This window comes from Clostridium coskatii (genome assembly GCF_001675205.1).
GTDB classification, from domain to species: Bacteria; Bacillota; Clostridia; order Clostridiales; family Clostridiaceae; genus Clostridium_B; species Clostridium_B ljungdahlii.
On sequence record NZ_LROR01000067.1, the window covers coordinates 17,794 to 30,090 of the forward strand.

The 12,297-nt window shown below is 28.3% G+C and carries 15 protein-coding genes and 1 pseudogene; 11 read left to right on the forward strand and 5 right to left on the reverse strand.

What is annotated here, in order from left to right; translation table 11 throughout:
- Positions 1 to 75: 75 nt before the first annotated feature.
- The 6 genes from CLCOS_RS16190 (at position 76) to CLCOS_RS22855 (ending at position 5,191) form a co-directional block, all read left to right on the forward strand.
- Entirely contained in the window at positions 76 to 1,383 is a 1,308-nt protein-coding gene (locus CLCOS_RS16190; protein WP_063599832.1) for a hypothetical protein, read from the forward strand.
- 40 nt (positions 1,384 to 1,423) lie between these two features.
- Entirely contained in the window at positions 1,424 to 2,128 is a 705-nt protein-coding gene (locus CLCOS_RS16195; RefSeq protein ID WP_013238852.1) for a zinc dependent phospholipase C family protein, read from the forward strand.
- Between the two features lie 123 nt (positions 2,129 to 2,251).
- Positions 2,252 to 2,746 (forward strand): class I SAM-dependent methyltransferase, encoded by a 495-nt coding sequence (locus tag CLCOS_RS16200; RefSeq protein WP_242866858.1) that lies wholly within the window; start codon positions 2,252 to 2,254, stop codon positions 2,744 to 2,746.
- Positions 2,747 to 2,776: 30 nt separating this feature from the next.
- On the forward strand, positions 2,777 to 4,489 hold the full coding sequence (locus CLCOS_RS16205) for a B12-binding domain-containing radical SAM protein (protein ID WP_063599834.1): 1,713 nt from the start codon (positions 2,777 to 2,779) through the stop codon (positions 4,487 to 4,489).
- Positions 4,490 to 4,514: 25 nt separating this feature from the next.
- Entirely contained in the window at positions 4,515 to 4,823 is a 309-nt protein-coding gene (locus CLCOS_RS16210; protein WP_063599835.1) for a hypothetical protein, read from the forward strand.
- A gap of 164 nt (positions 4,824 to 4,987) precedes the next feature.
- The gene (locus tag CLCOS_RS22855; protein WP_242866859.1) at positions 4,988 to 5,191 is read left to right on the forward strand and encodes a response regulator; all 204 of its coding nucleotides are present in this window, start codon (positions 4,988 to 4,990) and stop codon (positions 5,189 to 5,191) included.
- A gap of 190 nt (positions 5,192 to 5,381) precedes the next feature.
- Here CLCOS_RS22855 and CLCOS_RS22525 read toward each other — a convergent pair whose 3' ends face one another.
- Both CLCOS_RS22525 and CLCOS_RS23210 read right to left on the reverse strand, forming a co-directional pair.
- Positions 5,382 to 5,555 (reverse strand): hypothetical protein, encoded by a 174-nt coding sequence (locus CLCOS_RS22525; protein ID WP_156496351.1) that lies wholly within the window; start codon positions 5,553 to 5,555, stop codon positions 5,382 to 5,384.
- A 43-nt stretch (positions 5,556 to 5,598) separates the two neighbouring features.
- A pseudogene (locus CLCOS_RS23210) lies at positions 5,599 to 5,679 on the reverse strand (DUF2087 domain-containing protein); the annotation flags it as partial.
- A 21-nt stretch (positions 5,680 to 5,700) separates the two neighbouring features.
- Between CLCOS_RS23210 and CLCOS_RS21585 the strand changes: the two are divergent.
- Both CLCOS_RS21585 and CLCOS_RS23015 read left to right on the forward strand, forming a co-directional pair.
- A complete protein-coding gene (locus tag CLCOS_RS21585; RefSeq protein ID WP_242866860.1) occupies positions 5,701 to 5,907 on the forward strand; it encodes a hypothetical protein in 207 nt (68 codons plus the stop codon).
- Between the two features lie 72 nt (positions 5,908 to 5,979).
- Positions 5,980 to 6,111 (forward strand): ABC transporter ATP-binding protein, encoded by a 132-nt coding sequence (locus CLCOS_RS23015; protein WP_023161760.1) that lies wholly within the window; start codon positions 5,980 to 5,982, stop codon positions 6,109 to 6,111.
- Between the two features lie 26 nt (positions 6,112 to 6,137).
- On the opposite strand, the gene def is transcribed toward CLCOS_RS23015, so the two are convergent.
- The gene (gene def / locus CLCOS_RS16220; RefSeq protein ID WP_063599836.1) at positions 6,138 to 6,608 is read right to left on the reverse strand and encodes a peptide deformylase; all 471 of its coding nucleotides are present in this window, start codon (positions 6,606 to 6,608) and stop codon (positions 6,138 to 6,140) included.
- 200 nt (positions 6,609 to 6,808) lie between these two features.
- Between def and helD the strand changes: the two genes are divergently transcribed.
- Positions 6,809 to 9,106 carry an RNA polymerase recycling motor HelD gene (gene helD, locus CLCOS_RS16225; RefSeq protein WP_063599837.1) on the forward strand — a complete coding sequence of 766 codons (2,298 nt, stop codon included), beginning with the start codon at positions 6,809 to 6,811 and terminating at the stop codon, positions 9,104 to 9,106.
- Between the two features lie 168 nt (positions 9,107 to 9,274).
- On the forward strand, positions 9,275 to 10,444 hold the full coding sequence (locus CLCOS_RS16230; RefSeq protein WP_063599838.1) for an FprA family A-type flavoprotein: 1,170 nt from the start codon (positions 9,275 to 9,277) through the stop codon (positions 10,442 to 10,444).
- Between the two features lie 25 nt (positions 10,445 to 10,469).
- Here CLCOS_RS16230 and rocF read toward each other — a convergent pair whose 3' ends face one another.
- Together rocF and CLCOS_RS16240 are read right to left on the reverse strand one after the other, a co-directional pair.
- Positions 10,470 to 11,369 (reverse strand): arginase, encoded by a 900-nt coding sequence (gene rocF, locus CLCOS_RS16235; RefSeq protein WP_013238843.1) that lies wholly within the window; start codon positions 11,367 to 11,369, stop codon positions 10,470 to 10,472.
- Between the two features lie 220 nt (positions 11,370 to 11,589).
- Positions 11,590 to 11,754 (reverse strand): aspartyl-phosphate phosphatase Spo0E family protein, encoded by a 165-nt coding sequence (locus CLCOS_RS16240; RefSeq protein ID WP_023161755.1) that lies wholly within the window; start codon positions 11,752 to 11,754, stop codon positions 11,590 to 11,592.
- Between the two features lie 357 nt (positions 11,755 to 12,111).
- Here CLCOS_RS16240 and CLCOS_RS16245 point away from each other — a divergent pair, with 357 nt between their 5' ends.
- Positions 12,112 to 12,294 carry a DUF896 domain-containing protein gene (locus CLCOS_RS16245; protein WP_013238842.1) on the forward strand — a complete coding sequence of 61 codons (183 nt, stop codon included), beginning with the start codon at positions 12,112 to 12,114 and terminating at the stop codon, positions 12,292 to 12,294.
- The last annotated feature ends 3 nt before the right edge of the window (positions 12,295 to 12,297 follow it).

The following is a 12,297-nucleotide window of genomic DNA, read 5'->3' on the forward strand; positions in this document are numbered from 1 at the left end:
ATTAAACATTCATATGCAGAAAATTTTTTTAATATATATATTCTAGGATCTATAATTTTGAGGAGAGTAGTGTATATGAAAAAAATTATAAAAATTTTATTTACAATTACAATTGTATTTGTATTAACTTTTGTAATTGTAAATTATTTTTCTAAAACTCATTATAAAGTTGAAGTTCAAATGAAGGACAATACTCTAAGTTATGATTTAAAGTATTCCAGATTAAAAGGTGCAGTTGACTTTACAAAAGACGAAAAACAAAATTATTACATAGCATATAGTAATAGGATACAGATTATAAAAGATAACGGGAAAAGTTATGACATATTGAAGAATTCAAATTTGAATATTCACAGCATGGACTATTATAAGGGCAATCTATATTATTCTTCAGGAGATAGCATATATTGCTATAATATGAATGAAGGTAAAAATACAATTTTAATAAAGGGATTGCCTAATTATGGTGATTATAAGGACAGTTTAGTAAAAGTAAGCAATGCATGTTTATATATTTCCATAGGTTCTGCTACTAATTCAGGTGTAGTAGGAGATGATAATAAGTGGGTAAATGGCAATCTTTACGCCCATGATATGAGCCCAGAGAATATAACTCTTAGGGGAATAAATTTTGGAAAGAGTAAGACAGGTGCTTTTCAAAGCTATAATACTAAAAGCATAAAAGGTCAAATAGTTCCAGCACATTTCCCAGGAAATGCTTGTATTATAATATATAATTTGGAAAGCGGTACAAGTGATACTTTTGCTTGGGGAATAAGGAATGTTACAGGAATGGGTTTTACAGACAGCAGCAAATTAATATGTGCTGTAGGGGGGATGGAAAATAGAGGAAGCAGACCTGTTATTGGGGATACAGATTATATATATGAAGTAAAAAAGGGAAGGTGGTATGGATGGCCAGATTATAGTGGGGGAGATCCAGTTACTTCACCTAAGTTTAAAAGTGTGAAGAATTCTCCACTGCAATTTATACTGGACAATCACCCTACGACAAATCCACAAGCTCCTATATATCAGCATAAAACAGTAAGTAGTATTGGAACTCTTGCAGTGGATTCAAAAGGTGACTTAAACGATAGAAATTGTATATTTTTTTATGATAATATTGATAATATAGTATATAGCTTTCGAGGAACAGGCTTACCGGAGGAAAAAGTTAAATTTAGTGAAAGAACTAAAATTTCAAGTATAAAAATATATGATAAATCTTTATTATTACTTGACGGTAAAGAAGGTTATTTATATAGTATAAAAAGAGGTAAGATTAAGAAAGTTTCAGAAATAAATAAAAATATTTATCCATACATACTTATGACAACAGTACTTGGAATAATATTAATTTTAAAAGTTCAAGGACGTTGATTTAAGTGTATATTTAAATTAAAGAGGAGATTGTAGTTAGATGAAACAAGAAATTGAAAAAACCTATGGAAGTGCTGTAAGAAAAATATTTTTCGCAGTTAACCCACTTAAGAAAAAAATTATGAAAACTAATTGTACTGTTCACAAATTTATAATCATACGTGCTATTGAAATATTAAAAAATGATAATTATATGGAAGAGTATGAGTTTTTTAGAAAACATGTTAAAAGGTTAAATGCAGGAGTTACATGGGCAGATCAGGACTTTAAGAGTTCAAATCATTTTTACCATGTGAGTAAAGGAAAAGGGTTATATGGATTTTCGGATGCACTTACAGAATGTGAGAAATATTATGATAAATCAATACAATTTCTAAAGAATAAAGAAGTGGAAAGAGCTCTATTTTATTTTGGTGCATCCTGTCACCTTATTCAAGATGTAACAGTCCCTCATCACGTAAATAACAAACTTTTGAACAGCCATAGAAGATTTGAGCTGTGGATAATAGGAAGGCTTATGACAGATTATTCTTTTGTAGCTGAAGAAGGTGCTATAGTATATGACAAAGTGGAGGATTTTGTAAAAAACAATGCAATAATGGCCAATAGCGTATATATGAAGAATATAAATATACAATCTAGAGATGAAAGATATTCTAAAGTAGCTGCAACCATTATAAAAGAAGCTGAGAGAACCACAGCAGGTTTTATGATTAAATACTATAGGGAGCTAAAAAAACTTTAATATTTTTCCATAAACTGGAGGATTTTTTCTACTTTTACAGAACATATATAATAAAGATTTAATTGTAATTATATATGTTGGTAAAGGATAGTGATTAAATTGAGTAAGGATATATTTATAAATATGGAAAAAGAAATATTCAAAGGAAATTTGTTGGATATAGGTATGGATAATCAAGGCATAATTTATAATATATATAAGGAATTTAATGATAATGTAAACGTGGAATATTTAAGTGGGAAAGAAGAAGGCAAAAATATAAAAAAAGATTATTATGATAATTGTATATTATTATTTTCCTTTAATAAATTATGGGTAAAATTTAAAAAGAAAAATTTTATAAAAGATATATACAACCATTTAGCAAAAAAAGGGACTATCCATATATGGGATATTGATAAAGGGTATGGAAAAATTTTTAATGCAGATATAAAGATATTAATACCTGAAGGAAAACTGAGGAAAATAAAAATAAGGGATTTTAACATTTTAAAAGATAATTCTAAGGAAAGTACCCTACGACTACTAGATAATTATTTTAAAATTTTAGAATGTAGAAATTCTGACGGACTTTATTATATAAAGGCTGAAAAAAAGAACTTGGTTTGTAAAAGCTAGGACAACTAAAAAGGATTGGAGACTCATATTATGAAGATACTATTAGCAGCACTTAATTCAAAATTTATTCACAGCAATTTAGCAGTGAGGTATTTAAAAGCTTATACACAAAAACTCAATTATAATTGTACTATAAAGGAATTTACTATAAATGATAGAAGGGAAAAAGTATTAGAGGAAATTATAGGGGAGAAACCAGATGTAGTGGCTTTCTCCTGTTACATATGGAATATAGAATACATAAAATCTTTAGCGGTACTCATTAAACTTATAAATCCTAAAGTGGAAATTTTGTATGGGGGACCTGAGGTGTCTTATGATAGTGATAGCTTTTTGAAAAGTGTGCCAGGAGAGTATGTAATAGTAGGTGAAGGAGAAGAAACCTACTATGAATTTGTAAAACTTAGAACAAAATATTTTGAGGCTTCAGGAAAGGTTAATAGTAAAGAATTTTTCTCAGAATTGAGAGATATAAAGGGCCTTTGCTTCAAACAAAATGAAAGTGTAATTTTAAATGAACAAAGAGAACCAATGGATATGAACAAGATAGTATTTCCCTATACCAAAGAAGATAATTTGAAAAATAAAATTGTGTATTATGAAGCTAGCAGAGGATGTCCCTTTAAATGTAAGTACTGCCTTTCTTCTGCGAGTTTTGAAGTAAGGTTTTTGAATATAGAGAGAGTAAAAAAAGAACTTAAATTTTTAATGGACAAGGATATAAAGCTAATAAAGTTTGTAGATAGGACTTTTAATTGTAATTATGAATTTGCTATGGAAATTTGGAAATTTATAATAAATGCAGATACAGATGCTACATTTCACTTTGAGATTTCTGCAGATGTTTTAAAAGATGAAGAAATAAAACTTCTTAATACAGCTCCTAAAGGAAGAATCCAACTTGAAGTAGGAGTACAAACTACAAATGATACTGTGTTAAATAATATAAATAGATATGTTAAATTTAATTATATATATGACAGGGTGAAGAAAGTTCAAAAGTATCACAACATAAATCAGCATCTTGATTTAATAGCAGGACTTCCTGGAGAAGATTTTGAATCCTTTAAAAAATCTTTTAATGATGTATATTCTATAAAACCAGAGGCTCTTCAACTTGGATTTTTAAAGTTATTGAAAGGTTCATCTATGATAGCAGAAGTCTCCAAATGGGGAATGGTGTATTCACCCTATGCTCCTTATGAGATATTAAAGACAGATAGTATAAGCTATGATGAAATTGTTATATTGAAAAGAATAGAGGAAGTCTTTGATAAATACTATAATTCTGGCAAATTTAAAAATATACTAAATTATTTTGTACCTAAATTTGAAACAGCTTTTGATTTTTACTATGAACTTGGAAAGTTTTTTCATAATAAAGGATATTTAAATAAAAATATATCTTCCTCAGATTACTATAAAGTATTTATAGAATTTGAAAATGAGTGCTTAAATGAAAAAAATATTGGATTAGAAGAGATAATAAAGTATGACTACTTGAAATTTAATAAGAAAAAATGGCTTCCAGATTTTTTAATGAGAGAAAGAAATAAGAAAGAAGAAAAAACTATAAAAGCTAAAATTGAGAATGGATTTATAGAGGTATCAAAAAAATATCATATAGAAAAGTTTTTTATAAATATAGAAAGACTTTTAAATGATTCGGTATTGGAGAAAAAAGAAGGGTATGTAATATTTGATATTGAAAATGATAAAGAGATATATTTATTTCACGAATAAATATATTTAAAAAGGGGTCGGTATTGTGAATATAACTATTGAAGATAAAGCCCTAAGTTATGCAAAGGAAAAAGAAGGGGATTTTGTAGTAAGGAGTATTTCTGCACCAGGAGGATGTTTCTCTATGGATGTAAGAGAAATAACTGTAGAATTTATAAAAGATTTTAAAGTAAATGAAAAGATATTTAACAGTTATAGTTATAAAGAAATAAATGTATTTATAGAAAAAGGTCTGGAAATAAAAGATGATGAGGTACTTATATATCAAAAAGCCAAATTACCTTTTATAGGAGAAAGATTTGGAAGTAAAGGGGTTTCTGTAAAATACCTTTAAATATAGAATGCCATGGAGGAATTAAATGGAGAAAATTTTGATTGTGGAAGATGATGAAGATATTAGAGATATATTTAAAAGGTGAATCTTTTGAAGCATAGAAAGCAGAAAATGGTAAAGAAGCTCTTGAAATTCTTGAAAATAGAGAACCAGACTTAGTTATTTTGGATTTAATGCTGCCAGATACAAGTGGACTTAATATTTGTAAAAATATACGCACAAAATACAAATATCTCATAATAATGCTCATTGCTAAAACAGCAGATCAAGATAAAATAATAAGTCTTACTTATGGTGCAGATGACTATATTACTAAACCTCTTAATCATCTGGAAGTTATGGCAAGAGTTAAAGCTCAATTTAGATGATACAAGGAGTATGGAGGAGATGTAAAGGAATATAGCACTATATATTATAAAGGTTTAATCTTAGATGGAATTATTATATTTTAGCTTTTTTCTGTTTTTTGCAGTGTTTTTGGAGGTGATTTGTATATGCGAAAAGGTGACATCAAAGGGGGGGCAATTATTAAGCAAAAACCAGCAAAAAACACAGTTGTTAGCTGTGTTTTTTGCTTTCTTCTAATACCTCTTCAATTTGTGACTCCATTTCAACTTCTTTAATAGTATATTGAGGTCCAGCACCATTTACTATATCTGAAGCTCCTAAATTTATCTCTTTTCCATTTTGCATGTTTCCATTTTTGTTAATTCCTTGTTTTATATGAGACATGTTTTATCACCTCATAGATTATTTTTACCGAATAAAAGTGTAATTATTCTTTTATCAAGTAAATACTACAATCATTTGAGCGTTGAAAAAATCGGTATTCTATTAAGGCTCTTCTAATAGTTGTATATTCTTCAAATTAAATAGTATGCTTTTTATAACAACACAGAAAAATCTGCGTACTTATGTATTTACTCGATTTAATCTTCAGGAAATTCCTTTAAATAAAAGTTTATTAGATGCAGATTTTTTCTTAGAACAGTTGACTGAAGAAATATATCCTATGCTTCGTGATAAAAACTTAAAATTTGATATAAATCTGCCTCCTAATATGAAGATTTACGTTGGTGCTTAACAACTTGTTAAAGAATGCTATAGCATATAGTCATAAGGATTCTTTATTACCTTAATTAAGGAGGAAAAATATATGAAATTAGTTGTTTATAATGTTTCTAAGGAGTTTAAAGATTTAAATGCTGCCTGTAATATAAATCTTGAATTTACTTCAGGGATTTGGGGACTTTTAGGAGCAAATGGTACGAGTTTCAAAAGAATTTAGATTTTTTGCTGATGTAATTAGTGCAATTAGAACTCATCTACTTTGTATACTTTCTTTGCCTTATCTGTATATAAAACACCATCTAAATGATCTATTTCATGACAAAAAGCCCTGGCAAATAGTCCTTCTGCATTGTATCTAACCTCATTTCCATTTATATCTTCACCTACTACAATTACTTTTTTAGGTCTAACTACAATGCCCTCATGACCATTATAACTTAGGCAGCCTTCTGGGCCTTCATTTCTACCCATTTTTTTTACTATTTTAGGGTTTATTAAGACTACAGGATCGGTATTTTCTTTTCTCAAATCAATAAATATTATTCTCTTAAGAATCCCTATCTGTGGAGCAGATAATCCAACTCCAGAACTAGCATATAAAGTATCCTTCAAATCTTGTACAATACCTAAAGTTTCTTCATCTATGTTTTTGACTTTTCTGCTGACTTTTCTAAGTAATTTATCACCAAACTTCAATATTTCTCTTACGGCCAAATGTATTACCTCCTCTAAGTAAGTATATTTAAATTATACAGTTATTTGCTTAAACAATCAATAAAGGAAGTTTTTGGATGAGACATGAGTAAGGTCTTCCTATCTTGACATATGGTGTTATTAAATATAAAATTTACTTTTGTACTTGTATATTTATTGTAAAAACTATAGACTTCTATAGTATATGGGAGGGAAGAGATATGGCTATAAATGTTATAGATATGAAAAATGAAAAGGAACATTTAGAAGAAACTTTGAATTGGATAGATACTCAGATTAAAAACGTAAATTCGGAAGATGAAAAGTTAAAAATAATTATAGATGGACTTAGAAAACAATCCAGAGGTAAATATAACGAAGAACTGGAAACAAAAGAAAAGTTATATAATATAACTCATAAGAATCTTGAAAAATATATGGAAAGTAAGAATAAACCTTATTTTGGAAGAGTAGATTTTAGAGAATACAAAGGGGAAGAAGAGACTTTCTATATAGGAAAATTTGGACTTGGAGATATGGAAAAAGGGGATGAAAAGGTAATTGACTGGAGGGCTCCTTTAGCAGATCTTTATTATAGTGGGGTTTCAGGAGAAACCTTTTATAGATCTCCTCAAGGCATAATAAATGGAGAACTTAATTTAAAGAGAAAATTCTTGATTGAAGATGGAAAATTAAAGGATGCTTTTGATGAGGGAATAAATGAAATAATACTTCAGTCTGCGGATGAAAGTGAAAATGTCTTAGTAGATGAATTTTTAAAAATAAATTTGGAACAAAGTGCAAATAGCAAACTTAAAGATGTAGTTGCTACCATACAAAAGGAGCAAAACAATATAATAAGAACTGAAAAAAATATTTCACTTGTAGTTCAAGGATCTGCAGGTTCTGGAAAAACCACAGTAGCACTTCATAGGCTTGCCTACCTACTTTATAGATATAAAGGTAAAATTCAAGGGGAAGATATTGTAGTTGTAGCCCCTAATAAATTGTTTTTAAATTATATTTCAGATGTACTTCCAAATTTAGGCATAGAAAAAGTCAAGCAGGTAACCTTTGAAAAAATGTGCTGCCAGATGTTGAATTTAAAAAGCAAAGTATATACCAAAGATAAAAAGCTGTCCAGTATAATAGAAAATAAAAAATACAGTGGTGTAGAAAACACACTTGAATCCAGTCGTGTTAGAGGAAGCATTTTATATAAAAATTTAATTGATAGGTATATAGAATATATAGAAGAAAGAGATGTAAATATTGATGATATAAAGATAGATAATTATATCCTGTTTAACAAAGAAGAAATATGTAGATTGTATTCAAGTGATATGAAACATTTGCCTATAAATAATAGGAAGCATGAGATAAAGAGGTATTTTCTGCTGAAGATAGATGATAAGATAAATAAAATAATGGACAAAATAGATTTTTATTATGAATATATGATTGCAAGACTAAAGAAAAGCATGGAGGATGGTCCAGATAGGAGAAGGACACTCACGAGTGTATATAATGAGAGAGATAAAAAGAAGAAAGATACTAAAAATAGGGCAATACAGGCTTTTGAATGTTATTTTAATAGATGGAGTGAGATTGATACAGAAAACCTCTATGAAGAATTTTTAAATGACAAAGAAGTATTTGATAGAATTATAAAGGGAAATATTTCAAACAACATATGGAATAATATAAGACAGGAAGTAAAGGAAAATAGAGAAAAAAAAGTAATAGATAGTGATGATTTGGCTCCTCTTTGCTACTTAAAATTTAAAATAGAAGGAGTTTCTAAAAAATTTAAATATAAGCACATTGTAGTGGATGAGGCGCAGGATTATAGTGCTTTTCAGATGATCATTTTAAAGGAAATTAGCATAAATGTTTCCATGACTATAGTTGGAGATTTAGGACAGGGTATATACTATTATAAAGGAATAACTAGTTGGAAAAATTTAATAGAAGATGTATTTGATTCTAATGCAAAATATACTCAACTTGAACACAGTTATCGTTCTACAATGGAAATAATAAAATTTGCAAATAAGGTTCTTAAGCTTCAGAAAAACAATCTAAAACCTGCAGTACCAGTGCTTAGACATGGCAAAGTACCACAAGTAATAGAATTTAAAAACAATAGAGAATTTGGTGATGCTTTAGATAGGATTGTAGAGGAAGTTTACAGTGTGGGCAAAAAAAGCATAGCTGTTATAGGTAAGACCTATGATCAGTGTAAGAAAATCAGAGAGTATTTAAAAAAGTACAGTTCTTATAGTTGGAGTCTGGTAAGGGAAAATGACAATAGTTTAAGTTTTGAAAACATAATAATTCCATCTTATATGACAAAAGGATTGGAGTTTGACTGTAGTGTAATTTACAATTGCAGCGAAGAAAATTATGGTGAAAATGAGCTTGATAGAAAGATATTATATGTAGTTCTTACAAGGGCACTTCATATGGAATATATATTTTATTCAGGTAAAAAGTCTAAACTTATTAAGAATGTTTAGTTATAATTTTAATTTCGTCAATACAACAATATATATAAGTTAAAATTATATTAATAATTATTATTACCAAATATTTAGTTTTACATTTTTAAAATTATGTGATAGAATATCAATAGTTAGATAAAATATAAATGTATTCATATTAAAAAAATAGGATGGTGAATGACTATGGAAAATGTAAAATTAAAAGAAAATATTTATTGGATTGGTGTAAAAGATCCTGAACTAAAAATCTTTGACATAATAATGAATACTAAAGAAGGAAGTACTTATAATTCTTATTTAATTGATGATGAAAAAGTAGCAGTAATAGATACTGTAAAGGATAAAGGTGTTTTTTTTGAAAAATATATATCAAATATAAAAGGTATAATAGGCAAAAGAAATATTGACTACATAATAGTACAACATACAGAACTTGATCATAGTGGATCACTTGCAAAACTCATTGACTTATATCCTGAAGCTGTTGTAGTAGGTACTAAAGCAGCATTGATGTATTTAAAGGATATAACAAATAAAGAATTTAAGAGCATGGAAGCTCCAAATGAATTGAGTCTTGGAAAGACTAATTTGCAATTTATAAAGTCACCAAATTTACACTGGCCTGATACGATGTTTACTTATATACAAAATAGAAAAGTATTATTTACTTGTGATTTTCTAGGATGTCACTATTGCCCTAAAGGTTCAATTACTGATAATTCAGCTGATTATGATCATGAGATGAAATATTACTTTGATGTAATAATGGGACCATTTAAAAAATTTGTACTTATGGGACTTGATAAAATTAAAAATTTAGATTTTGATATGGTAGGCCCAAGTCATGGACCTGTTCATATAGATGATATAAAGAAATCTATTGAATCCTATAGAAAGTGGGCTTTTACAGAATCTAAAGAAAAAAATGTTCAAATATTTTATATATCAGCTTATGGAAATACAGAAAAAGTTGCCAGATATATAGAAAATGTAATTAATTCAAGAGGAATAAAGGCAGAAGCACATGAAATAACTTCTATTCCTATGGAAGAGGCTATTTCTCTCATTGAAGGAGCTTCAGGTATATTAGTGGGATCACCTACTATAAATCAGGATGCAGTGAAACCTGCATGGGATATGCTTTCACTTGTATGTGCTATAACAAATAGAGGAAAGGCAGCTGGTGCATTTGGTTCTTATGGATGGAGCGGTGAAGGTGTGCCTATGCTAACAGAAAGATTAAAGTCATTGAAATTTAAGGTAGCCAGTGGTTTTAGGTTCAAATTTGTACCTAATGAGGAAAAGCTAAAAGAAGCAGACAAATTTATAAATGAATTTTTAGATTTACTTTAAAATAAGGAAGGGCAATGTCCCTTTCTTATTTTAAATGCTGAAAAGTCCAGGAAAGCAAATCTATGCATAAATCAGAAGTTTTATCATTTTCATCTAACTTAGGATTTAATTCTACTATATCCATGGACTTTACTAGACCAGTTTCCATTAAATATTTCAATATATACTTAACTTCTATAATGTTTATGCCTTTTTTTACTGGAGTGCCTGTTCCAGGAACTAATTGAGGATTTAAAACATCTATGTCGAAACTAAAATGAAGAGATTGTATGCCGTTTCTTTTTAATTTTGAACCAATCTCCTCCATTACATTTTTTATGCTCATTGAATGTATATCACGAGTTGAGTATATGTTTATATTTTGTTCTTTTAAAAAATCCAGTTCCCCTTTATCTAATGACCTAGCACCTAGTATAAATACATTTTGCGGTTTTACTTTAGGACCTTTATAATAAAGATCAGAAAGCTTATCATATCCAAAGCCCATAGCAGCTGAAAGGGGCATTCCATGCACATTACCTGATGGAGAAGTCTTGTCTGTATTTATATCGCCATGAGCATCTAACCATACAACTCCAATATTTTTGTTATATTTGCTTGTACCTGAAAGACTTCCAAGTCCTATAGAATGATCACCGCCTATAGTTAAAGGAAAACTATGGGCACATAGTGAACTGTAAACCTGATGAGCTAGATTTTTGTTTGCATTTAGTATAGGTTTTAAATATTTCATATGAGAATTATATGTGTATTTTTCGCTCTCAGGTATATCTAAAACGGGGATATCTCCCGTATCATAAATTGTATGACCACTTTTATTTAAAATGTATATTAATTTTTTTTGCCTCAATTTTCCAGGGCCGTATTCTGTACCTTTTCTGTCAGAACCAAAAAAGATAGGGACACCTATTACACTAACGTCCATTTAAGTTACCTCCCTAATTTAACTTTTGGTAAAATGAAAATTTAAGTTCAATGTTATTTTTAGAATTTATCTTAAGCATTATTCTATTTTAATTTTACATATATGGTTTAAATATCTATACCTTAAAATTCAAATGAAATGTAATGATTTTAAGTATATTGAAAAGAATAAATTTGAAAAGAAAAACAAATAGAAAAAAATAAAATTCAGTTAAAATAAATTAACTAAATTTATTTTCCTTTTGGTATTGTAGAATTAGCCTGTCCAACTTTTCACTGCATTTGACAACAATTTCATCTGTAAGACTACTAGTTTTCATTAATAGATATAAAGTTTCCTTTAGATTGTTTATTTCAACATCTAAAATTCTCAAATTATCATTCATTATCATTCCTCCACAAGAAACTTTGTACTCTTATATTTTACCAGATAATAAGAAAATAACCATATCTTTTATTAGTCACCAATTTGCAGTATATTACAAAAATAAACATAATTTCTGTAGATAAGGTGTGGATTATTCTGTGGAGAAAATGTGGAAAAAAGAAAAAAATGTCTTCATATACTGATATAAATAACCATGGATAAATTTTACAAGTCAAAATAATGTCTAAAAGTTTTTATCATATTTATAAACTTACTATATTAACTGTTATAAAAATAGTTGACAATATGGAGTGATTTGTGGAAAATAAAATTGAATAAGTATATAAATTATAAAGTTAGGAGCTGCAGCTATAAAATGGACAAATTAACTGAAAGAATAAATTTTCTTTATAAAAAGAGTAAAACTTCACAACTTACAGAAGATGAAAAAGAGGAACAGAGAAGACTTAGAGAGAAATATATAAACAATATAAAGAAAAATTTAAGAGCTCAACTTGGAGCTATACAGCCAAAATCTAATGAAGATGAACTCAATTAAGAG